Raw genomic sequence first — 22,781 nt, 5'->3', positions numbered from 1 at the left:
ATGGCAAACCCACTCCGTCAACGCGTTGGCCCACATACTACCAACACAGATTTGTGACAGAGCCAAACAAAAAGCACACTTACCCCGGCACGCGCACCTGCACCGCCGTGCCGCCGCCCTCGGCCGGCGCGAGCCGCAGCGTACCGCTCACGCTGGCCGCCCGGCGGTGCATGCCCGCCAGCCCGTGGCCCGACGGCCCGTGCGGCGCATCCATCGGCAGGCCCCGGCCGTTGTCCGCCACCTCCAGCCGCCATTCGCCCCCCTGCGGCGGTCCCGCGTGGCGCAGGGCGATGCGCAGCAGCGATGCGCCCGAATGCTGCAGCACGTTGCTCACGGCCTCCTGCACGATGCCCGTGAGCGCGCGCGCGGGCGCCCCGGTGGGCACGGCCACGCCGTCGGGCAGCGCAATGTCCCAGGCCAGCGCGATGCCGCGCCGGTCCAGCGCGGGCTGGATGCGGTGCCGCAGCCGTGCCAGGCAGTCGGGCAGCGCATCGTCGTCCCCATCCATGGAGTCCACCAGCAGGCGCAAGTCGAGCAGGCACTGCTCCAGCGCCCGCATCAGCGGCTGCGCCGTGGGGTCGCGCGCATCCACCAGCGCCATGGCATTGACGAGCTGCGATCCCACCTGGTCGTGCAGGCCGCGCGCGATGCGCTGGCGCTCCTGCTTCAGCTCCGGGCTGGGGCGCACGCTGCGCCGGGGGCGCCAGCGCAAGGCGCGCGGGAGCTGCCCCACCAGCAGCCCGCCCAGCAACGCGGCGCCGCAGGCATTCACGATCAGCCAACGCTGCGCCGCGTCGCGCTCCAGGCCGTCGCCGAAGAACAGCAGCAGCAGATCCAGCGCCAGTTGCACCAGCCACAGGGCCACGCAGACCAGCGCGAATGCGGGGGGCTGGAGGGCGAGCACGGCGCAGCCTTCAGAACAGGCCGCGCAGCGAGGCGAAGCGCACGGCCTGCGCGCGCGTGCGCACCTGCAGCTTGCGGTAGATGCTCTTGATGTGCGTGTTCACCGTGAGGCCGCTGATGAGCAGCCGGGTGCCGATCTCCGTGCTGGTGTAGCCGCTGGCCACCATGCGCAGCACCTCCTTCTCTCGCTGCGACAGGCGCTCGGTTTCGTGCTCCGCGCGCCGCGGCGCATGCGCCGCCGCCGAGGCGCCATTGCCGTCGAAGCGCTGCAGCAGCCGGCGCGCCAGGTGGGGCGTGATGGAGGCGCCGCCGTTGGCCACCTGCAGCACGGCCTGCGGGTAGTTGCCGAACCACGAGTTCTTGACCAGGTAGCCCGTGGCGCCCAGCTCGAAGGCGTGCAGCACCTGGTCGTCGTTCTCCATGATGGAGATGACGATGGCCTCGGCCGATGGCCGGATGGATTTAATGTAGTCGATCAGCGAGAGCCCCTCGCCGTCGCCCAGGTGGATGTCGGCCAGCATCACGTCGAATTCGTGCTGCTTGATCGCGCGGCGCCCTTCGCGCACGCTGGCGGCCTGCGCGACCAGCAGCGTGCGCGCATCAGCCATGAGTTCCTGCGCGATCACCTGGCGCATGTGCGCGTCGTCGTCCACCAGCAGCACGCGCACGGGCTTGGCCGTCTGCCCCGCCAGGAAATCCGGCCAGATGACCGGCGGGCTCTGGTGCATGGCGAACGGCCCCTGGTCCGGACTGCTTCTCGCCAGCGGTCCCAGGCCGCAAGCGTTGGTTCCCATCGAGCTCAGCATGTGGATCTCCCGCGGCGCACTTGAAAAAAGCACACAACACACAGTCCTGCAACACCGCGGAGCCCGCCGTCCCTGGCCGCGCGGCAGCAGAAATTACACCCGATGACAAGCGGCTGTGCCATGCGGCCCCGCGGGAGTTACGCAATTCACATTTGGAAAACACCATGAACGCGGGAGGCGGCCGCCCCGCCGCCTTTCAACCCTGGGCGCACAGCGGCGCCGCGCGCTTCCATTCGCGGTGGGTGGAGGAAAACACATCCCCTTTTCGGAGATGCGAACGTTACAGAAAGACACTACCTTCGCGGCGCGCGGGTCTTGTCCATCTGTTTCCTCTCTCACGAGCCGCCTCGCGGCAGCGCACGGGAGCAGCAAAGGACCCGCAACCGGCTACCCCGTTTCGGAGATGTTTGCGGCGCGCGGCATTGCAGACACTGGAACCAGACAAAGGGCAGACCCGCCGGCAACGGCAGACCGCCTCCTTGTCCAGGCCAGCCGCGGCGCCGGTGATGTCCCCCGGGACACTGGACGCTCGGCTTTTTCGACACGTTACAGGAGAGACAGTCATGAAAGTTCTTGCATTCTTTGCCTTGAGCGCCGTGGCAACCGCAGCGATGGCAGTCCAGCCCGCCAGCACCATCACGCTGAGCGGCCCGTCCACGCAGAACACCAGTGTCAACGGTGCGACTCTCACGAACACCTCGGGTGCGCGCAACGAAGCGATGCAAAACGTCGCATCGAACGCCGGTCCCGTCCAGGTGTTCGCCGGCGGTTCGTCCAACCAGCAGGCCAACCTGAACGGCGGCACCGTGTCCAACGAAGCCCGGGGCGACGACGCCGTAGCTCGGCAGAACCTGGCCAGCAACAACGGCGCAGTGGAAATTAAGAGCTCCTCCAACCAGACCGTGAACACGAACGGCGGCACCCTGAGCAACCTGGCCGACGGCAGCGGCGCCAAGGCCACGCAGAACATCGCCTCCAACTTCGGGCACGTGGTGGTGGCCGCGGCCTCCAACCAGACCGCCAGCTTCAACGGTGGCGGCAGCGCCATCAACAAGGCACTGGGAAGCAACTCCTACGCCGTGCAGAACATCTCCTCCAACGATGCCTGCGCCGAAGACCCCTGCCCTGGCGGCAACTGCGCTCCCACCAAGCCCGGCAAGCCTAGCGGCAAGTGGTAAGCCCGGAGGCGCCGGGCCCGGCCGGGCTCCGGCGCCATGTCGATCCACAACAGGAGAGTCGCCATGGACAGCCGCATCATGACCCGCCTGCTGCTCGGCGCCTGGGCGCTGGGCATGGGCGCAATGGCACCCGCATGGTCCGCTCCCGGCGAAGACCCGGTGGTCCTGCAGAAGAAGGTGACCGTGCAGATGCAGCCCTGGGGGTCCGAGACCCGGTCGGGCTACATCAACTACAACAACGGCCTGGCCGCCTGGCAGCAGGCGCGCCTCACGCGCTACGTGGCCAAGGCCTTTTCGGGCGACACCACCGGCATCCTGACCGAGAAGGACGTGGTCAACGCCGTGGACACCAAGGGCTCCAAGGTGGTGTGCTCGCAGTCGGTGGGCAGCACTAGCGGCGCGGCGGCCCCCACGGGCGCCGGCGGCAAGCCTACCGAACAGGTGGTGGTGCTGCGCGGAGACCTGGTCAACATCTGCTGGTGAGCCCGTTCTCCCCTGGCTGGCGCCGTGCGGCACCCGGCGCTGGCCAACAGGGTCCGATCACGCTGGTGCAGGGAAGAGAGGGCCTTGCCATGAACACCCGCCGTACACCCCGGATGCTGTGGCTGCTGCTGGCGGGCACGCTGCTCGCCGCAGGCTGCACCACCCCCATGGACCCGCGCAAGGACTCGCGCCTGCAGAACGCCGCCTACACCACGAACCGGCCCGTGGTGCGGCCCACGCGCTCGGTGTCGAGCTTTTCCGATTCGCTGATGTGCATGGACCACATGCTGCGCGCCGCGCAGGTGCCCACCACGCTCATCACCAGCAAGCAGGTGATCGACTATTCCAGCCGCGTGCCCGTGGCGGCCAAGGACATGATCGTCACCGCCCTCTCGCAGATGTCGCGCGTGTCCAATGCCTTCCGCTACGTGGACTACGAGGTGGACATCGTGCGCCAGGACACGGTGCAGAACCTCACCACCATCCTGCTCAACAACAACCTCATGCAGTTGCAGCGCCCGGCGCTGTACGTCTCGGGCGCCATCGCCTTCGTGGACCAGAACGTGGTCACCAACCGCTTCGACGCCGGCACCTCCGCCAGCCGCCTGGACACGGGCTACAGCCAGAACCGCACGGCCACCGTCATCGGGCTGGAGATGCACCTGGGCGACTTCCGCACGCGCACGCTCATCCCGGGCCTGGACTCGGCCAACGAGGTGGTGATCGGCAGCGGCAGCCAAGGCCTGGACGTGGCCGGGCGCATCGGCAGCTACGGCGTCAACTTCAACGTGGGGCGCGACTACGCCCTGGGCGCGGGCGGCGCCATGCGCACGCTGATCGACCTGGCCACCATCGAGCTGGTGGGCAAGTGGGCGCGCGTGCCCTACTGGCAGTGCCTGACGCTGGACCAGACCCACCCCGACTTCCAGCGCCAGATGCGCGACTGGTACGACGAGAGCGGCGGCGTGGGCCAGGCGCAGCTGGTGCAAAGCTCGCTCATCGCGCAGGGCTACCTGCAAACGGGCGCCGACGTGCTGGCCATGGACTCGCCCGCGCTGCGCACCGCGCTCGCCCAGTTCCAGATCGACAACCTGCTGGTGCCCACCGGCGTGCTCGACTTCAACACCTACGAGCGCGCGATGCGCCACTTCGTCGCGCTCGGCCCCGACGGCGCGCTGCAGCGCGTGGGGTGGGGCCCTTCAGGCCCCACCGGCTCCATGGCCGAGGCCAAGGCCGGCGCCGCGCCCGTGCGCACCTCCAGCCTTTCGCTCACCGCCACCGCGCCTCCGCCGCGCGTGATCGACATGCAGCTCGAAAACACGCTGCCGCCCGGCATGGAGCCCACCTTCGAGGTCGGCGAGCAGATCTTCGTCTCGGCCACGGTGTCGCGCACCTCGCACATGTACTGCTACTTCGCCGACGCCGGCGGCAACGTGATGCGGCTCACGCCCAACATGGTCACCCCGCACTCGCTGGTGGCGGCCCACCAGTCCGTGCGCCTGCCCGACTGGCTGGTGCCCAACCCTGCGTTCATCATGGACGCCAGCCGCCCCGGCACCGAGCGCGTCGCCTGCTTCGCCTCGGAGTCCGACGCCATGCCCCGGCTGCCCGCGCCGCTGCAGGGCTCGGCACTGGTCAACATCCAGGGCTACCGCTCCATCGAGGACGTGGCCAACGCCTTCGGCCAGGGGCTGGGCGAAGGCGGCTACGTGCAGTCGGGGCTGCACTGGAAGGTCATCCCCAAGAAGGCCCAGCCCGCCCCGGCCACGGCGCCCCAGGCCGCCACGCGCTGACCCGCACGCACGCCGCTGGAGGACGCCGCCATGACGCCCGCCCCCCTTGCCGCCTGCACCGCGATGTGTGCGATCGGCATCGCCCTGCTGGCGCTGCCGGCGCGCGCCCAGGCGCGCGTCGAGCCCGTGCTGCCGCCGCCGATGGAGCCGGCCGTGCAGGCTGCTCCCGCGCCGCCGCAGCCCGCGGGGCAGCCCCAGCCCGCGGCCATCCAGCCGTCCGGCTCCGCCACGGCGCCGCGCATCCAGCCCTCGGGCAGCCCGCAGACCGACCCACTGCGCCTGCCCGAGCCGGACGATGCTGCCGCGCAGGCGCAGCTACAGAAGCTGCGCGCCTCGGCCCTGGCCAGCGCCCGGCGCGGCAGCAGCGCCGAGAAGGCAGCCGCGCGCAGCGCTTGGCTGCTGGGCCTGCTCTACCTGCACGGAGAGCGCGTGCCCCTGGACCGCCTGCAGGCCCAGCGCTGGTTCGAGCGCGCCCAGGCGCTGGGCGAGCCGCGCGCCAGCGCCGGGCTGGCCTGGTGCCAGATCGACGGCTGCCAGGGCCCGTCCAACCTCGCGGCCGCGCGCCCCTGGATCGCCCAGCTGCGCTCCGTGGACGCGGGCCTGGCGCTGCTGCTGGAATGGTGGGTGGAAGAGCGCCTGGCGCCCCTGCACGTGCCCCGCCCGCACGGCGGGCCGCAGGCGGGCGCCGACGCCCATGCCCAGCTGCTGCAGCGCGCCGCCCAGGCGGGCAACGCCGACGCCATCAACGAGCAGGGCCTGGCCCACCTGACCGCCGCGCGCCTGCCCGAGGCCATGGCACAGTTCCGCGCGGCGGCCGGCCGCTCGCCCGCCGCCGCCTCCAACGCGCGGCTGCTGGCCAGCCGGCTGCAGCAGCAGAGCGCGCCCTCCTCCACCGCGCCGCAGGCTGCCGACGAGTGGCTCGCGCAGGCGCGCCGCTACCACCGGGGCGACGGCGTGCCCTCCAACTACACCGAGGCCATCCGCCTCTACCAGATCGCGGCGGCCAGCGGCAGCCGGCCGGCCAAGCGCATGCTGGAGCTGATCTATTCGCGCCCCGCGCCGGGCGGCACGATCGACGTGGCCTGGATGCGGCAGCTCGCCACCATGGAGGTGTCGCCCGAGGGGTCGGTACTCACGCTGCAGGCGCCGCCCACGCCGCAGCTGTTCGTGCGGGACCCGACGCCGCTGTTCGTGCTGATTCCGCAGGAGTGGCGGGCGGGGCGGGCCGTGGGGCCGCGGTAATCATTCAAGTTCGATAGCTGCTCGCGCTTGCCGGACAAGCGTTTGCGCCCTTTTTTTCATTGGGCGGTCAGTGGAAGTCCCGGCTTCCCTCCAGCACGCCCGCCAGCCGCCCCAGCATGCCCGTCAGGTCCCGGCACCGCTGCAGCACCAGGTGCCGCACGGGCACCCCCGCCCCCGGCGCCCGGGTGCACTGCCACACGCCCTCCACCGCCAGCAGTCGCGAGCGCAGCAGCGCCTCCCGCCAGCGCTCCAGCAGCGCCGGCCAGACGATCACGTTGACCGGCCCCGTCTCGTCCTCCAGCGTGATGAACATCGTGCCCTGCGCCGAGCCCGGCCGCTGGCGCACGGTGACGATGCCGCACGCGCGCACGCGCCGGCCCTGGGGCGCGGCGCGCAGTTGCAGCGCGGTGGCGACGCGCAGGCGCGCGAGCCGCTCGCGCAGCAGGGCCAGCGGATGGCGGCGCAGGGTGAGGCCGGTGGCGGCGTAGTCGAACAGGATGTCCTCGCCCTCGGGCGCGGCGGGCAGCGCCAGCGCGGCCTCGCCGAAAGGCGCGTCCTGCAGCAGGGGCGGCGCGCGCAGCTGGGCGGCCGCGTCCCACATCTGCTGCCGGCGGTGGCCCGAGAGCGCGCGCAGCGCGTCGGCCGCGGCCAGGGCCTGCATCTCGTGGCGGTCCAGGCGGGCGCGCAGGGCCAGGTCTTCGGCGCTGGCGAAGGCGCCGGCCTCGCGCGCCTGCACGAGCCGCCCGGCCGCCGCCCGGCCCAGCCCCGCCACCAGCCGCAGGCCCAGGCGCACGGCGGGCTGCGGCGCGCGCACGCCGCGCATCGGCGCCAGGGGGCCTTCGAGCGTGCAGTCCACGCCGCTGGCCACCGCGTCCACGGGCAGCACGCGCACGCCGTGGCGGCGCGCATCCTGCACGAGCTGCGAAGGGGGGTAGAAGCCCATGGGCTGGGAGTCGAGCAGCGCGGCGAGGAAGCACGCAGGCTCGTGCCGCTTGAGCCAGCTGCTGGCATAGGCCAGCATGGCGAAGCTGTAGGCGTGGCTTTCGGGAAAGCCGTATTCGCCGAAGCCCAGGATCTGCTGGAACAGGCGGTCGGCGAATTCCGGCGGGTAGCCCGCACCCTTCAAGCCATCCTTGAGCTTGTCCTCGAAGCGGTGCACGCCGCCCTTGCGCTTCCACGCGGCCATGGAGCGGCGCAGCTCGTCGGCCTCGCCCGCGGTGAAGCCCGCGCCGTCGATGGCGATCTGCATCACCTGCTCCTGGAAGATGGGTACGCCCAGCGTACGCTCCAGCGCATCACCCAGATCCGGAAATTCGATAGGAAACTGCGCGTCAGGATCCTCTTTCCTCAACTGGCGGCGGCGCTCGCGCGCCTGCAGGTAGGGCTGCACCATGCCGCCCTGGATGGGCCCGGGCCGCACGATGGCGACCTGCACCACGAGGTCGTAGAACTCGCGCGGCAGCAGGCGCGGCAGCATGCTCATCTGCGCGCGGCTTTCGATCTGGAACACGCCCACGGTGTCGGCGCGGCAGATCATGTCGTAGGTGGCCTCATCCTCGCGGGGAATATCGGCCAGGTCCCAGCGCTCGCCGCGCAGGGCGGCGCGCGCGTCGAAGCAGCGGCGCAGCGCGCTCAGCATGCCCAGGGCGAGCACGTCCACCTTGAGCAGGTCCATGGCGTCCAGGTCGTCCTTGTCCCACTGGATGATGGAACGTTTGTCCATGGCGGCGGGCTCCACGGGCACGAGGCGCGTGAGCTTGTCCTCGGTGAGCACGAAGCCGCCCACGTGCTGGCTCAGGTAGCGCGGCGTGCCGCGCAGCGCGCGCGCCAGCTCCAGCCACAGCGCCGCGGTGTGCGCGTCCAGGGGCTCGCCCAGGCCGGCGGCCAGCGCCTGCAGATGGTCCTGCGCGTGCACGTCGTCGAACCAGTGGTGCTCCTTGGCGAAGGCGTCCACCAGCGCGGGGGCCACGCCCAGGGCCTTGCCCACGTCGCGCAGCGCGCTGCGCGTGCGGTAGGTGATGACCACGGCGGCGATGGCGGCGCGCTCGCGGCCGTATTTCGCGTAGATGTACTGGATCACCGTCTCGCGCTGGTCGTGCTCGAAGTCCACGTCGATGTCGGGCGGCTCGCCGCGCTCCCTGCTGATGAAGCGCTCGAACAGCAGGCGTGTCCGCGACGGGTCCACCGCGGTGATGCCCAGGCAGTAGCACACGGCCGAGTTGGCAGCCGAGCCCCGGCCCTGGCACAGGATGCCCTCGCTGCGCGCGTAGCGCACGATGTCGTGCACGGTGAGGAAGTACATCTCGTAGCCGCACTCCGCGATCAGCGCCAGCTCCTTGGCAAGCTGCGCGGCCACGCCCTCGGGCACGCCCTGCGGGTAGCGGCCGCGCGCGCCCTCCCAGGTGAGCCAGGCCAGGGTCTGGCGCGCGCTCATGCCGGGCAGCACGGTTTCCCGCGGGTAGCGGTAGCGGATCTCGCCCAGGCGGAAGGTGCAGCGCGCCGCCACCTCCAGCGTGGCCGCCAGCAGCGCCGGCGGGTACAGGCCCGCGAGTTCGGCGCGCGGGCGCAGGCGCTTTTGCGCATGGGGCTGCAGCGCGAAGCCGCACTGCGCCACGGGGCGGCCCAGGCGCACGGCGGTGATCACGTCCTGCAGCGGCTTGGCCTGGCGCGAATGCATGTGCACGTCGCCCGCGGCCACCAGCGGCAGGCCCAGCCGCGCGCCGGCCTGCGCCAGCGTGCGCAGCCACAGCGCGTCGTCGCAGGCGCCGTGCAGCTCCACGGCGAGCCAGCAGTTTCCATAGCCAAACAGGCCTCTGGCGCTTTCCAGGCAAGCGCAAGCAGCTATCAAATCGGAAGCATCCGGCAGCGCCTCGCGGCACGGCGCCAGCAGCAGCTCGCAGCCGCGCAGCAGCGGCCAGGGCGATTGCGCGTCCACGCGGTAGCCGCCCTTGCCGGCCCGCGCGCGCGCGGCGGTGATGAATTCGCACAGATCGCCCCAGCCCTGCAGGTCGCGCGCCAGCGCCACGATGCACAGGCCGCCCCAGCGGAACTCGCTGCCCGCGATCAGCCGCAGCCCCGGCGTGCGCGCCGCCGCGAGGTGCGCGCGCACCACGCCGGCCACGGAGCATTCGTCGGTGATGGCCAGCGCCGTGTAGCCGAGCCGGGCCGCCCGCTCCACCAGCTCGGCCGGGTGCGATGCGCCGCGCTGGAAGCTGAAGTGGGTCAGGCAGTGCAGCTCCGCATAGCCCGGCAGCGCCGTCATGCGTACACCCCCTGCAGGAACCAGCCGCCCGTGGCCCGGTCGCGGAACACCCAGACCCAGCCGGCCTCTGGGCCGTGGGCCACGAAGTAGTCGCGCTGCGCCAGGCCCTCCTCGGCCTCACCAGGGGCCTCCCACCAGCCGGCTTCCACGCGCTGCGGGCCGGCCAGCAGGCGCAGCGGCTGGCCGTGCAGGCAGGGGCGGTCGCCCCGCAGCGCCAGCGGGCGCGGCGGGCGCACCAGCCAGGCCGGCCAGGGCGTGCCCGCCTGGGCGCCCTCGGGCAGGGCTGGCGCGCCGCCGGCCGGGGCCTGCAACGCGGGCTGCCAGCGCTGCATGCGCTCGGGGCGGTGGTCTTGCACAGGCTCGGGCACCTGCACGCATTGCGGCCCCAGGCGGGCCGAGAGGCGCTCGACCAGCTGGTGCCAGGGCTCGCCCGGCTGCGCCTGCCCCTGCGGGGGCAGCAGGCTGGCGCTGTCTTGGGGCAGCGCGGCCGTCTGCAGGCTGCGCAGGGCTAGGCGGTCGGCGGGAGCGGCGAGGCGCTGGCGCGCCAGGCGCTCGGCCAGCAGCCGGCGCAGGTGGGCCGTGCCCTGCACGGCCTGGGCGGTGCGCAGCTCCAGGCGCTGCCAAGCGGGCAGGTCCACGCCGTCGATGCGGCGCAGGTCGTGGTGCCAGGCCACTTCGAGGGCCAGCACGCCCTGGTGGCGCGCGCGCAGCCAGCCCTGCAGCGCGTCGAGCAGGCGCTGGCCGGCCCACAGCAGCGCGTCGGCCGTTTCGGCACGCGCGGGTAGCTCCACCTCCAGGTCGAAGCGCTCGGGCAGCACGATCCAGTCCAGCGGCAGCGGCCTGTCGCCCCAGCCCTGGTCCAGCGCCTCCAGGCTGGCAGCGCCGAAGCGCCGGGCCACGCCCGCACGGGGCAGCGCACGCAGCGCGCCCCAGGTGCGGCAGCCCAGGTGCTGCAGCGCGCCGGCGTGCGGGCGCAGCGCCGTCAGCGTGGCGACGGGCAGGTCGTGCGGCACCCGCCAGGGCGCGGGGCGGCCCGCGCGCCGCAGGCGCAGCAGCGCCAGGGCCTGCAGGGCCGTGGACGCCTCGGCCCAGTCCCGGTCGCCGAGGTCGCCCGGACCGTCTCCGGAGGGCTGCGGCGCCTGCTGGCGCAGCAGCGCGCGCAGGGCGCCGCGCCCGCCCCAGAGGCGCTCGGTGCCGCTCACTTCGAGCAGCAGGGCCTCGTCCAGCAACGCCACGCAGGGCGTGAAGCGCAGCGCCCACCAGCCCTGGGCGCCGGCGGGCAGGCCGGCGTCAGCGGCCGGCGGCAAGTGCCAGGCCAGCCAGTGCATGGCTTTCCTCCCGGGGCGGCGCCATGCCCCACGCCGCCATCTGCGCCTGCCGGCGCCGCCAGGCCTGCGCCTGCAGGGCGGCGGCCAGCCGCTCGCCGCGTGCGGGCAGCGCCACGGGCTGCTCCAGCGGCGGCCCGCGGCGCTTGAGCACATGCACCTGCAGCACGTCGCCGCGCGCCTGCAGCCACAGGCGCAGGGGCGCGGGGCTGGTCTGCTGGCGCATGCCCTCGGGGCGCACGACCCACAGCAGCCGCTGCTGCTGCGCGGCCGCCAGCTGCAGGCGGCGCAGCATGGCGGCGCTGGCCTGCGGCAGCCAGGCGAGCACGGCCCGCACGTCGGCGCAGCGCAGCGCCTGCTCGCAGGCCCAGGCGGCGCCCGCATCCCTGCCGCCCGGCGCGGGATGCACGCAGCACAGCCGCTGCGCCGCGATGCCGGCCTGCCGCAGCGCGGGAGCGAACGGCTCCAGCGGCGGCGCCACGAGCACGGCGCGCCCTGCCCCGCCCGCCAGGTGGGCGGCCAGGGCGGGCGCCAAGAGCGTCCATTCGTGGTGCGCCTGGGGCGGCTGCAGCACCTCGCTCAAGGCGCCCAGGGGCCAGCCGCCGCCGGGCAGCTGCGCGTTGAGGGCCGCGTGGCCCGTGTCCACGGTGCGCTGCTGTGCGTCCGCCCAGGCCTGGCCCCGCCAGACGCCGGGCAGCGCGCTTGGGCAAAGGGTGGGAGGGGCGGACATTGCGACGAAAATACTGTATAAAAATACAGTCTACCACCGCGCCTGTGTCCTGTCATGCGCGCACGAGCACAACGCCCAGGACCAGCAGCGCACCGCCTGCCAGGCGCTGCCCGCTGATCGGTTGCCGCGCAAGCCCGAAGCCGCCGAAATGGTCGAGGAGCAGCGAGCCCGCCATCTGCCCGACGACGATCAGGGACAGCACCTGGGCCGCGCCCAGCCGGGGCACCATCAGGATCGCCACGGCAATGAAGAACGCGCCGAAGAGCCCCCCGCACCACGCGACCCACGACGCAGGCGCCGGCGTCAGGCCCGCCAGGGACAGGCCGGGGCCGGGCGCTGCCAGCGCGACCGCGGCCATCGCGACGCACCCGACGAGGTAGCTGACGAATCCCGCCCACCAGGGCGAGCCGAGCTGCGTGCGCAGGCTGGCGTTGAGCACCTGCTGCAGGGCCACGCTCATGCCCGCCAGGACGACGAGCAGCGAAGACAGGAGAGGCGGGATGGCGGGAAGGAAGGTTTTCATGCATTCAAGCGTAGGGACCGTCCCCGGCCCCGTCTTGAACGCATGTGATCAGGCGCGGAGATAGCGCCCCGGGCTCACGCCGAATGCCTGCCTGAATGCGCGCGTCAGGTGGCTCTGGTCGGCAAAGCCGGCGCCCGCCGCGGCGTCTGCGAGGGCGGCCCCGGCGCGCAAGCCGCTGCGCGCCAGGTTCAGGCGCTGCAGCAGCCTGTGCGCCTGGGGCGCAACGCCGTGCTGCGCACGGAACATCCTCGAATAGTGCTCTCGGCTGATGCCGCGCGCGTTGGCCGCCGCCGCCACGCTCGCCGCCGGTGCGATCCACAGGCGTTCCGCGCGGTGCTCCCGCACGTCCGCTGGCACCGCATCCGCGCACCGGTGCGCCTGGGCCAGCGCCAGCACGTCTTGCCAATCTCCCACCCGGCCCGCGCGCCAGGCGCGCTCCAGGTCCAGGCGCAGGGCATGTCCATGGCACCCGGGCGGAAGGTACAGGTTCACGCAGCGGACGCCCTGCTCCTCCGCGAAGGAGCGATGGATGGCCCCGGCAGGAATGCAGAGCGCCTGGCCCGCCTCCACGCGATGGAGGACGCCGCCCACGGCGATGCGCCGCCGTCCCTGCAGCACGAGCACCCACTGGTCTCCTTCATGGAAATGGGGCGGCAGGGCCACCTGCCGTCCGGCCACGGTGCCGATCTCCACCGCGTGCGCCGCCGCCGAGGGGCGCCAATAGGACCAGGCGCCCGCCATGCCGCCGATCAGGCCGCGGCAGGCTTCAGGCGCGCGGTGCAGGCGTCGTGCCAGTCGGCGACGGCGGCGTCGCCGATGTCGGCGCGCTCGGCCAGCTTCGGCCAGCGGCCGTGGGTGGCGTCGAGGATGACCTGCAGCTGCCACAGCGCCTCGCGCCCCAGCAGGGCCAGTTCGGCCAGGCTCTGGCTGTCGCCCTGCAGGTGGGGCAGCGCCTCGGCCTGCTGCTCGGGATGGGAGCCGGCCTCGTAGAGGGTCTTCTGCAGCGCGTCCAGCCGCCGCGCCACGAAGGCGCAGGCGCGGCCGGAATCGGCGGCCAGCCATTCGGGCGGCAGCGGGGCGCACAGCGATTCCCAGGTGCCGAAGGCGTCGGACAGCAGCGCGACGATGTGCTCCACCTCGTCCAGGGCCACGTCCACCTGGGCCTGCACGGCCTTGATCTGCAGCACGGGCAGCAGGCAGGCCACCAGCGCGGGGGGAAACTTGCGGTGGTTCAGCCGCAGGGTGAGCGACAGGCGCTGGGCGGGCGCGTCGTCGGCGTATTTCTCGAAGAAGGCCGTCGCCACCTCGGACACGAGCAGGATCTGGCCCATGGGCGAGATCTCCTCCCCGCGCATGCCGCGCGGATAGCCGCTGCCGTCCATGCACTCGTGGTGCTCGAGCACCGCCTGCTCGACGGACTTGGGGTAGAGGCCCTGCGAGCGCACCACCACCATGGCGGTGACCGGGTGGGCCGTGAGCTGCTTGCGCCCCACGCCCGTGACCTTGTGCGTGGGGTCGTGCCAGACCGGGTCCATGTGCAGCACGCCGATGTCGTGCAGTAGCGCCGCCGTCGCCAGCGGCACGCATTCGCGGTCGCTCCAGCCGCTCTTGATGCCCAGGTACACGGCCATCAGCATCATGCGCACGCTGTGCTCGAACAGGGCCGGGTGCTGCTCGCGCATGACCGTGAGCTTGAAGGCCAGCGGCGGCGGCAGCAGCAGGCCGCGCAGCGGCACCAGCAGCCGGTCGCGGGCGCCCTCCTCCAGTGTGTGGACCAGCAGGTAGGCCAGGGTGTCGCTCTCGCACTGCGCGCTGGCCAACTGCACGAGCGCGGGCACCGTGACCGCGTTGTCCACCGCGAGGTGGCTGTCGATGCGCCCGCGCAGCTTGTAGCGCACCAGCCGGTCGTAGAGGCGGCTGTCCACGCGCGCGCCCTTGTCCACCAGCTTGATGCCCTTGTCCGTGTAGATGGCCTCGTTCGTCACCACGTTGCAGCGGTCTGCCATGTCGGTGACGGCGCGCAGGTAGTGCGGGTTGTCTTCGGCGCCATCGGGGGCGAGGGTCTGCTCGGGGGCGTTCATGCAGGGGGAAATGTCAGCGGATGTTGCCGCCGACTATAACGGCGGCGCCCATGAAAAATGTCCGCTGTCAAGTCTTTCATGCAGACATGCAACGGGGCAAAAGGTCTTATGGGGTAATAGGTTAGGCTAGATTTCAGCCGTTGTGTGCTCTTGCTGCTTTTCGAGCTAGGTGCCGCATAGGCGCTTCGCGGTGGTAAGCGCAAGGGCACCGCAGCAGGCAAGGTCGCATCGGTCATCATAGTCCTGCACTTCCAGAAGGCTCCTCAAAAGCGAAAGCGCAGCCAGTGGGCTGCGCTTTCTTGGTGAGCGGATGGCGGATACGCTCGTATCGTCAACCCGACTTCGGCGGTGCGGCCTTGCTCCCGCTTCCCTTCCTGAATCCCCGGTCGCCGGCCATGAATGCCTCCAGCATGTGGGGAATCAACGTCGTGGCATCGACCGCCTCGCCATACGCCTGCGCGTGCAGCGCGGCGTAGCGGTCGAGGTCGGCCTTGAGGCTGGCCGGGCAGGAGAACGTGAGCTTCGTGCTCTCGGTCTTGGGCAGCGGCCCGAGCCGCAGCTTCTTGGTCGTGCTCATTGCATGGCCCCCCGCTGGAAGAACATCGGCTGGTACGGCCGCAACACCAGATCGCGGTTGACGATGATGCGCACCGGCAGGCCCGGCCGCTCGGTCAGCGTCGACTGGATGTTCATGTTGCGCCGGGTCATCTCCTGTCCGACCTGATTGATGCTGTCCTGTGCGCTGTCGCGCCCAGCGATCACGATGCGATTGCCGTTCTGCCGGTTCTCCGGCGCGGCCAGTTCGGCGCCCACGCCCAGCAACGTGGTCAGCGCCGCACCGGCAAAGACGCGATCCCAATGCCAATCGACGCCATCCTCCAGGCCGGCGTAGCCGGCAGGGTCGGTGCCCGCCAGGTTGTCGAGCTTCAGCGATGACGTGTCCGGCAGGATGACGCGGTTCCACACCACCTGCACGCGGCTCTGCCCGTAGCTCACCTGGCTGTTGTACTTGCCCAGGATGCGCGATCCCTGTGGGATCAGCAGGAACTTGCCCGTAGCCGAGTCATAGACCGGCTCCGTCACCGTGGCGATCACGTCGCCCGGCAAATCGGACTTGATGCCCGTGACCAGCGCCCCAGCCATCACCGTCCCGGCCATTACCTGATACGGCGAGGACGGCATTTGCAGATTGCCGGAATTGCGGGTTTCCGTAGAGCCGCCTTTCAGGAAAGCCTCTTTCTGGTCTTGCCGGTTCTGCACGGCGGTCGGGTCGGATGACTGGGCCGCCGTAGAGGCCGGGCCAGCGGCCAGCGGGTCGAAGCCCGCCAAGGCACTACCGGGCGCAGCCGCAGCGGCTTGCGCCGTGACCGGCGCGGTGGCCTTGCCTTGGTTGCCCGAACGGAAGAACACCGACGAACCCGCCGCTGCATCGGCCTCCTTGCGCCGGGCGTCCGCCGGATCATGTCCCGGCGGTGCGTAGGCTGGCGTCACCGGCTGTTGAGAATGCACGATGGCCGGGCCGAGGTCGCCCGGCAGCGCCGGCCCCAGCTCAGGCACCTTCGGCGGCAGCTTCGAGTAGTCGGCAGGCAGTCCGTCCAGCCCTTCCGACTTCGAGACGCGATCGACGTTGTAAAGCTCGGTCTGCTCGCCCGCCCCGCGCCGATGCGGCTGCAACGACCAAATCGTGGCCCCGAGCACTGCGACCGACAGGCCGCCGACGAGAATGGCCAGCGTGCGCCGGTTCAAACGTGTGACCGGGCGCGGCTGGGCGCGCAGCGCCACCGCTTCGGGCGCGACCTTGCCCGCCTGTGGCGCGGCAAGGTCTGGAGTGTCGTCCTGGCTCATGGTCAGTTCCTCCGCGTGCCGTCCGTGCGCTCGATCCGCACCACATCGCCCTTGTCTCCGCCCAGGCGCAGCTCGGCCGCGCCAAACAGCCGATCCACGATGTAGTACGGCGCGCGGAAGCGGTAGTTCACCAGTTGCCCGTCGCCCTGCGCGCCGATCACGAACAGCGGCGGCAACTCGCCTTGGGCAATGCCCGGCGGAAACTGGATGTAGACCTTCTCGCCGTCGTCGAAAGCGCGCAGCGGCTTCCAGGGCGGATTGCTGCCGCTGACGGCGTAGCGGAAACGGATCTTCTCCAGCGACAGCCCGGCATCGACTGGCGCGGCGGCATTGGCCACCTGCGACTGGCGCTGCAAGGCCAGCATCTTGTCCTTCGGATACTCCCAGGACACCGACGCCATCCACGTCTTCTCGGTCGAGGTCAGCTCCAGCAGGTACGTCCTACGGCTGGTCGTGATGACCAGATTGGTCTTGAGGCCCGAGCGGATCGGTTTGACCATCACATTGACGCGCAGCGCATCACCGCTGCCGCTCGATGTGTCGCCCACGATCCAGCGCACGGTATCGCCTGCGGCCACCGTCACCAGTTCCTCACCGGGCTGGAGCGCGATCACGGTCACGCGGCCCACGGCCGCATAGACCTGGTACAGCGCGCCATCCGTGAAGGGCCACACCTGAATCGCATTGACGTAGCCTTCGCGCGTGGGCGCAATGCGCGCCTCGGCGTTGGCGCGGGACACCCGCAAGGTTTCATCGGCGGGTTCTGCGGCGGGCTTGGCATCCGGCACAGGTTTCATCTGCGCCGGCATCGGCAGCACCTGCGGCACGGCCACCACCTCCACAGGCGCAGGCGGCTCCGGCAGTGGCTGGGCCTGCACCGGCTCATCGAGCGAAATGGACGGCGGCGGCTTGCCCTGCGTGGCGCAACCAGAGAACAGCACGGTCGAAGCCAGAAGCATCACCGGCAAGGCGGATTTACGGAAAAGATCATTCATGGTTTTGCTCCTTCGTTTCCTTCCAGTTCGCGGCTCCACGACAGGCCGTTGACGTAGATGCCCAAGGGGTTCTTGCGCAGGCGCTGCTCGGTACGCGGGGTTTGCAGCACCGTGGAAACCACCGCGTTCCAGCGTTCGGTGCGATCCAGCGCGCCGTTCACAAAGCGCGTCTCCGTCCAGCGCACGTTGAACGACGTGTCGCTGGCGCGGGTCACACTGGACACCTGCACCGTCACTGACTCCTTGCCGATGCGCGCGAACGGGTCATTCGTGCGGGCGTACTCGTTGAGCACGACCGCGCCTTTGTCGGTCGTGTAGTCGTAGGCATCGAGCCAGTTCTGCCGCACCACGATGGGGTCGATGGACAGCGAGCGCACCAAGCCGATGAAGCGGCCCAGGTGGTAGGCGATCTGCGCATCGCTGGGCTTGTAGGGCGTGGCGGCTTCGCCGACGGCGCGCACCTGGCCCGCGTTGTCCACCTCGATAACGTAGGGCGTGACGATGGACTGCGCCGAGCGCCAGACCAGCCCGCCCGCCATCAGCGCGGCCAAGGTGAGGCAGCCAAAGGCCATGAAGCGCCAGTTCTTCGCCTGCACGCGGGCCGAGCCGATGCGCTCGTCCCAGACCTGGGCGGCGGATTGGTACGGGGTAGCAGGCTGCGGCGTATCGGCGTAGCGCACCTGCGGTCGTTTGAATCGCATGGGAGTTCTCCTTATGAATCGGAATCGCGCAAGGTCGGGCCTTGGCTGGAGCTGCCACCGTCGCCACCGCGCAGCGTGTGGGCGGCGGTCGTCGCGGCATGGGTGAGCTGCTGCCTGCGATGCAGGCGCTTGGCCCAGGCAGGCTGCGCAGTGGATGGGGTTGGCTCGTTTGCCGCCTGCGCGGCCCCGGCCCCCGACGCCGATCCGGTGTCGTCGGGCCGGAAGGCAGCGGCGACACGCTCTTTCATCGAGCGTGCGCCCTCGGCCACCTTCTGCCCGGTCGCCTGCGCGCCGGTCTTGGCGACATTGCCGACACCAGCGGCAGCGCCCTTGAGGCCGCCGCCGGCGGATGCAGAACCCGCCTGAAACGCTGACCGTGCGCTGCTAGCCGCTCCGGTAGCGGCCCGCGCTCCGCTGCCGGCCAGCTTGGCGGCTGCGGGCGCCATGCGTGCCCCGGCGGCGACCGCGCCGCCGACGCCCGTGGCCGCAGCGCCCACGGCAACAGCAGCACCGGCCGCGCCCAGCGCGGCACCGGCCATCGCACCCGCGCCGAGCTGCGGGCCGCCGGACACCAGCCCGGTCGCAATGACCGGCCCGAAAATGCCCAAGGCCAGCAGCGTCAGCGAGGCCAGCATCACGACCACGGAGTAGTCGATGGATGGCTCGGCCGGCTGCACCTGAAACTCGGCGAACAGCCCGGAGCCGATGCCGACGATGACCGCGAGCACCAGCACCTTGATGCCTGACGACACCACGTTGCCAAGTACCTTCTCGGCCAGGAACGCCGTCTTGTTCCACAGCGCGAACGGCACCAGCACGAAGCCCGCGAGCGTTGTTAGCTTGAACTCGATCAGCGTGATGAAAAGCTGGATCGCCAGCACGAAGAAGCACAGCAGGACGATCAGCCACGCGAGGAACATCACGACGATGGGCGTGATGTTCACGAACACTTCGGGAAAGCCCGCCATGTCGCCGATCTGTTTCAGGATCGGCGCCCCGGCGTCGATGCCGACCTTCGCCAGCCGGCCCGGTTGCAGGAAGTTCTCCATGCTCAAGGTCGAGCCGCTGGCCGTCAGGCCCAGCCCGGCGAAGGAGCGGAACACGATGCCGACCAACCAGTTGAAGTTGCCGATGATGTAGGCGAAGGCGCCGACGTACAGCACCTTGCGGATCAGCTTGGCGATCACGTCCTCGCCCTGGCCGGTGGCATGGCTCATCGCCCAGAACAGCCCGGCGAGCGTCATGTCGATGACGATCAGCGTGGCGGTCAGAAACGCCACTTCGCCGTGCAACAGGCCAAAGCCCGAGTCGATGTAGCGCGAGAAGGTGTCGAGGAAGCGGTCGATGACCGTCACGTCGTTCATGGCGAGGCCTCCTGCCCAAGCAGAGCGACTGCCGCACCGCCATCGGCGGGTTCATCGAAGCTGGGTGGGATCGGCGGCAGGTCGGCCAGCGTCTGGTACTCGTCCGGCCCGGCCTGGCCCGAGAGAAAGCGCCGCAGGTCGGCTTGAGCCACCTGCGTGCAAAACGCGCCGTCGTGCGCGCGCAGCGCGTGCAGCCGGGCCGGGTCGGCGGCGAGCGCGTTCACCGGCACCTGCTGCGGCCGGTCACAGCCGGCCAGCACCAGCGCATGAACGGCGAAGGCAAACACGACGGGCGTGCGTTGCATGGCAGCCTCCGTCAGCGGTTGTAGAAATTGACGGGCTGCGGCGTGTACGGCGTGCCTTCACCCAGGAAACGGCGCGTCACCTCGCGTCCGCGCTCCGTGGCCGCCGCTTGCCGAGCCAGTTCCAGCGAGGCCGCGCGGTCTTGCGTGATCTGGAGCCGCTGCGTCTGGATGGACTGCTTGGCCTGCAAGGCCAGCAATTGGTTCATGGCCTGCATCGCTTGCAGCGCGCCCTCGGCCGACTGGCTCTTGCCCACGAGGTCGGCCAGCACGCTTTCGTCATCGCTCAGGTTCTGCGACGCCTGGGCCTGCATCTGCATGGTGGTTTGCAGGCCGTTGAGCGTGTTCTTCCAACGCTCCTGCGCATCGAGGTACATCTGATTGCCGCTCACCGTGGCGGCGTACTTCTCGGGATACAGACGCGCGAATTCGCGGTCGATGCTTGTCACGTCGTAGGCCAAGCCCTTGGCCTGCGCGATCAGTCGCTGGGTGGTCGCCAGGTTCTCGCGCAACTGGCCGACCACACTGGACGGCAGGCTGGCCAGATTGCGCGCCTGGTTGATGAGCATTTGCGCTTCGTTCTGGAGCTGGCGGATCTGGTTATTTATCTGCTCCAGTGTGCGAACCGCCGTGAGCGTGTTTTGCACCAGATTGGTCGGATCGAGCACGATGTCGCCGACGCCGAACAGCGCGTGCGCAGGCTGTGCGATGCCGAAGGCGAGCACGCAGGCAGCGGTCAGCGCGGCGAGTTTGGGGGTATGCAATTTCATGGTTGGTTCTCCTGGGGGTGGTCAGCGGTACGGAGGGAACCCGGCGCGAGGCCGGGGAACGAGGGCAGCAGGTCAGCCGCCCAATCGAGGCCGCGATGGCGCAGCCAGGCGCCCGCGAAGCCGGACACGCCAGCGTCCTGCGGCACGCGGCCAAGAACCTCATCAATGGCGCGCTGGTCTTGCGGCGTGGAAGCGCCCGCGAAGGCCAGCGTCGCCGGCCCCAGGTCGAGGTCGAACACGCGGTTGCCGAGGCGGGATTGGTAGTAGTAGTCGCGCTTGGGCTGCGCGGTGGCGACAATCTCGATCTGTCGGCTGTTGAGGCCGAAGCCTTCGTAGATCGTGCGAATCTGCGGTTCGGTCGCTTGCGGGTTCGGCAAGAAAATCCGACTCGCGCAGCTTTCGATGATTGCGGGTGCGATGGCCGAGTCCTTCACGTCCGCGAGCGACTGCGTAGCGAAGATGACGCTGACGTTCTTCTTGCGCAGCGTCTTGAGCCACTGGCGGATGCGCGCCGCGAATACCGGGTCATCGAGGAACAGCCACGCTTCATCAAGGATCAGCAACGTGGGCGCACCATCCAGCCGCTCCTCGAAGCGCGCGAACAGATAGCGCAGCACCGCGAGCACAGCGGCCTTGCTGTGCATCAGCTCCTCCATCTCGAACGCCTGCACGTCGGCCGTGCCGAGGCGGTCGTGGTCGGCATCCAGCAGCCTGCCGTGCGCACCGCCCAGGACGTAGGGCGCGAGTGCCTGGCGCAAGGTGTTCGATTGCAGCAAGGCCGTCAGGCCCGTCAGCGTGCGCTGCTCCACCGGCGCGCTGGCCAAGCTCCCCAGCGCAGACCAGATGGCCGCCTTCTCGTCCGGGCCGACGGCCGCGCCTTCGTGCAGCAGGCGGCCTTCCACCCATTCGCTGGCCCAGGTGCGGTAGCCCTCGCGGTCGATGCGAGCCAGCGGCTGGAAGGCGATCTCGTCATCCGCGCCCAGGTCGTAGTGCTCGCCGCCCATTCCCAGGATGGCCGCACGGATCGAGCGCCCCATGTCGAAGGCGAAGATGCGCGAGCCGCGATAGCGGCGGAACTGCATCGCCATCGTCGCCAGCAGCACCGACTTGCCCATGCCGATGGGGCCAACCACCAGAGTGTTGCCCACGTCGCCGATGTGCGTCACCAGTCGGAACGGCGTGGCGCCATCGGTGCGCGTCACGATCAGCGGCGGGCCGTCGAGGTGATCGTTCTTCTCCGGCCCGGCCCATACCGCCGACACCGGCATCATGTGCGCCAGATTCAGCGTCGAGACGATGGGCTGGCGCACGTTGGCGTATGCATTGCCGGGGAGCGAGGACAGCCACGCATCCACGGCGTTGAGCGCTTCGGGGATCGTCACGAAACCCCGGCCCTGAATCACACGCTCCACCATCCGCAGCTTCTCGTCGGCCACGGCGGCGTCCGCGTCCATGACGGTGACGGTCGCCGTCAGGTAGCCGAAGGCGACTTGATCGCTGCCCAGTTCCTGCAAGGCAGCATCGGCGTCGGCGGCCTTGTTGTTGGCGTCGGTATCGACCAGCGGGCTTTCCTGCTGGAAGATCGTCTCGCGCAGCAGCGCGATGACGTTCTTCCTTTTCGCAAACCACTGGCGGCGCAGGCGCGTGAGTTCTTTTTCCGCCTCGGCTTTGTCCAGGCACAGAAAGCGCGTACTCCAGCGATACGCGAAGCCCAGGCGGTTGAGGTCGTCCAGAATCCCCGGCCAGGTCGAGGTCGGGAAACCGCGCACCGACACCACGCGCAGGTGCTGATCGCCCAGCATGGGTGCCAGGCCACCGACCAGCGCGGAGTCAGTCAGCAGCGCGTCGATGTGGAACGGCACCTCGGGCACGCCCACGCGGTAGCGGCGCGTCGAGACGGTCGAATGCAGGTAGGTCAACGTCTGGCTGTCATCGAGCCACGCGATTTCCGGCATCACGCCATCGAGCAGGTCGAAGATGCGATCCGTTTCAGCGACGAAGGCGTGCAACCGTTCGCGCCAATCCACGCCTTCGGTGGGCCGGTTTTCATACAGCAGGCCCGCGGCGCGGGCACGGGATTCCTCGGACGGCAGGTAGGCCAGCGTCAGGTGATAGCTGCTCTCGAAGTGGTTGCCCGAATCCTCGAAAGCGGCGCGGCGTTCTTCATCGACCAGCCAGGACAGCGGTTCAGGGAAATCGGAGTGCGGGTAGTCGGCGGCAGACCGGCGCTCGGCTTCGATGAACAGCGCCCAGCCCGAACCCAGGCGGCGCAGCGCGTTGTTCAAGCGCGCCGACGTGGCGATCAACTCGCCTTGCGTCGCGCTGTCGAGGTCGGGGCCACGAAAGCGCGCCGTGCGCTGGAAGCTGCCGTCCTTGTTCAAGACGACGCCCGGCGCCACCAGTCCGGCCCAGGGCAGCCAGTCGGCGAGCAAGGCCGGGCGCTGGCGGTATTCGGCGAGGTTCAGCATCGCGGCGTCC

Annotated in this window: 20 protein-coding genes; 4 read left to right on the top strand and 16 right to left on the bottom strand. The window is 70.4% G+C overall.

Annotated elements, in window-relative coordinates; translation table 11 throughout:
* Positions 1 to 79: 79 nt before the first annotated feature.
* Together AVS7_RS23290 and AVS7_RS23285 are read right to left on the bottom strand one after the other, a co-directional pair.
* A complete protein-coding gene (locus AVS7_RS23290) occupies positions 80 to 904 on the bottom strand; it encodes a sensor histidine kinase (protein WP_020230353.1) in 825 nt (274 codons plus the stop codon).
* 10 nt (positions 905 to 914) lie between these two features.
* Positions 915 to 1,631, bottom strand: a complete 717-nt coding sequence (locus AVS7_RS23285) for a response regulator transcription factor (RefSeq protein ID WP_020230352.1) — start codon at positions 1,629 to 1,631, stop codon at positions 915 to 917.
* A gap of 641 nt (positions 1,632 to 2,272) precedes the next feature.
* Here AVS7_RS23285 and AVS7_RS23280 point away from each other — a divergent pair.
* From AVS7_RS23280 to AVS7_RS23265, 4 genes are all read left to right on the top strand, one after another.
* Positions 2,273 to 2,887 (top strand): hypothetical protein, encoded by a 615-nt coding sequence (locus AVS7_RS23280; protein WP_024002177.1) that lies wholly within the window; start codon positions 2,273 to 2,275, stop codon positions 2,885 to 2,887.
* 63 nt (positions 2,888 to 2,950) lie between these two features.
* Positions 2,951 to 3,370 (top strand): hypothetical protein, encoded by a 420-nt coding sequence (locus AVS7_RS23275; RefSeq protein ID WP_020230350.1) that lies wholly within the window; start codon positions 2,951 to 2,953, stop codon positions 3,368 to 3,370.
* An 89-nt stretch (positions 3,371 to 3,459) separates the two neighbouring features.
* Positions 3,460 to 5,163 (top strand): DUF4384 domain-containing protein, encoded by a 1,704-nt coding sequence (locus AVS7_RS23270; RefSeq protein ID WP_144425169.1) that lies wholly within the window; start codon positions 3,460 to 3,462, stop codon positions 5,161 to 5,163.
* A 30-nt stretch (positions 5,164 to 5,193) separates the two neighbouring features.
* On the top strand, positions 5,194 to 6,405 hold the full coding sequence (locus AVS7_RS23265; RefSeq protein WP_020230348.1) for a tetratricopeptide repeat protein: 1,212 nt from the start codon (positions 5,194 to 5,196) through the stop codon (positions 6,403 to 6,405).
* A gap of 67 nt (positions 6,406 to 6,472) precedes the next feature.
* Here AVS7_RS23265 and AVS7_RS23260 read toward each other — a convergent pair whose 3' ends face one another.
* The 14 genes from AVS7_RS23260 to trbE all read right to left on the bottom strand — a co-directional run bounded on the left by AVS7_RS23260 (position 6,473) and on the right by trbE (position 22,771).
* Positions 6,473 to 9,667 carry an error-prone DNA polymerase gene (locus AVS7_RS23260; RefSeq protein WP_020230347.1) on the bottom strand — a complete coding sequence of 1,065 codons (3,195 nt, stop codon included), beginning with the start codon at positions 9,665 to 9,667 and terminating at the stop codon, positions 6,473 to 6,475.
* Positions 9,664 to 10,995, bottom strand: a complete 1,332-nt coding sequence (locus AVS7_RS23255; protein WP_020230346.1) for a hypothetical protein — start codon at positions 10,993 to 10,995, stop codon at positions 9,664 to 9,666. Before AVS7_RS23255 ends, AVS7_RS23260 begins: the two co-directional genes overlap by 4 nt.
* Positions 10,958 to 11,722 carry a translesion DNA synthesis-associated protein ImuA gene (gene imuA / locus AVS7_RS23250; RefSeq protein ID WP_020230345.1) on the bottom strand — a complete coding sequence of 255 codons (765 nt, stop codon included), beginning with the start codon at positions 11,720 to 11,722 and terminating at the stop codon, positions 10,958 to 10,960. Before imuA ends, AVS7_RS23255 begins: the two co-directional genes overlap by 38 nt.
* A 52-nt stretch (positions 11,723 to 11,774) precedes the next feature.
* Complete coding sequence (locus AVS7_RS23245) at positions 11,775 to 12,245, bottom strand: DMT family transporter (protein WP_020230344.1); 471 nt, start codon at positions 12,243 to 12,245, stop codon at positions 11,775 to 11,777.
* Between the two features lie 48 nt (positions 12,246 to 12,293).
* The gene (locus AVS7_RS24800; protein ID WP_020230343.1) at positions 12,294 to 12,986 is read right to left on the bottom strand and encodes a helix-turn-helix domain-containing protein; all 693 of its coding nucleotides are present in this window, start codon (positions 12,984 to 12,986) and stop codon (positions 12,294 to 12,296) included.
* 8 nt (positions 12,987 to 12,994) lie between these two features.
* A complete protein-coding gene (locus AVS7_RS23235; protein WP_020230342.1) occupies positions 12,995 to 14,326 on the bottom strand; it encodes an HD-GYP domain-containing protein in 1,332 nt (443 codons plus the stop codon).
* A 331-nt stretch (positions 14,327 to 14,657) separates the two neighbouring features.
* The gene (locus tag AVS7_RS23230) at positions 14,658 to 14,903 is read right to left on the bottom strand and encodes a DUF2274 domain-containing protein (RefSeq protein WP_015914701.1); all 246 of its coding nucleotides are present in this window, start codon (positions 14,901 to 14,903) and stop codon (positions 14,658 to 14,660) included.
* On the bottom strand, positions 14,900 to 16,171 hold the full coding sequence (locus tag AVS7_RS23225) for a TrbI/VirB10 family protein (protein ID WP_015914702.1): 1,272 nt from the start codon (positions 16,169 to 16,171) through the stop codon (positions 14,900 to 14,902). The genes AVS7_RS23230 and AVS7_RS23225 overlap by 4 nt, the downstream gene beginning before the upstream one ends.
* Before the next feature lie 2 nt (positions 16,172 to 16,173).
* The gene (gene trbG, locus AVS7_RS23220; RefSeq protein ID WP_015914703.1) at positions 16,174 to 17,166 is read right to left on the bottom strand and encodes a P-type conjugative transfer protein TrbG; all 993 of its coding nucleotides are present in this window, start codon (positions 17,164 to 17,166) and stop codon (positions 16,174 to 16,176) included.
* Complete coding sequence (gene trbF / locus AVS7_RS23215) at positions 17,163 to 17,867, bottom strand: conjugal transfer protein TrbF (protein ID WP_020230340.1); 705 nt, start codon at positions 17,865 to 17,867, stop codon at positions 17,163 to 17,165. Before trbF ends, trbG begins: the two co-directional genes overlap by 4 nt.
* 11 nt (positions 17,868 to 17,878) lie before the next feature.
* Positions 17,879 to 19,231: a P-type conjugative transfer protein TrbL gene (gene trbL, locus AVS7_RS23210; protein WP_020230339.1), complete on the bottom strand. Its 1,353-nt coding sequence runs from the start codon at positions 19,229 to 19,231 to the stop codon at positions 17,879 to 17,881.
* Positions 19,228 to 19,536, bottom strand: a complete 309-nt coding sequence (locus AVS7_RS23205) for a hypothetical protein (RefSeq protein WP_015914705.1) — start codon at positions 19,534 to 19,536, stop codon at positions 19,228 to 19,230. Before AVS7_RS23205 ends, trbL begins: the two co-directional genes overlap by 4 nt.
* Before the next feature lie 11 nt (positions 19,537 to 19,547).
* Positions 19,548 to 20,303, bottom strand: coding sequence for a P-type conjugative transfer protein TrbJ (gene trbJ, locus AVS7_RS23200; RefSeq protein ID WP_015914706.1), 756 nt, complete (start codon positions 20,301 to 20,303; stop codon positions 19,548 to 19,550).
* The gene (gene trbE / locus AVS7_RS23195; protein WP_020230338.1) at positions 20,300 to 22,771 is read right to left on the bottom strand and encodes a conjugal transfer protein TrbE; all 2,472 of its coding nucleotides are present in this window, start codon (positions 22,769 to 22,771) and stop codon (positions 20,300 to 20,302) included. The genes trbJ and trbE overlap by 4 nt, the downstream gene beginning before the upstream one ends.
* Positions 22,772 to 22,781: the final 10 nt, after the last annotated feature.

The organism is Acidovorax sp. MR-S7 (assembly GCF_000400995.2).
Lineage (GTDB): Bacteria > Pseudomonadota > Gammaproteobacteria > Burkholderiales > Burkholderiaceae_C > MR-S7.
This window is presented reverse-complemented; position numbering and strand designations above follow the sequence as displayed.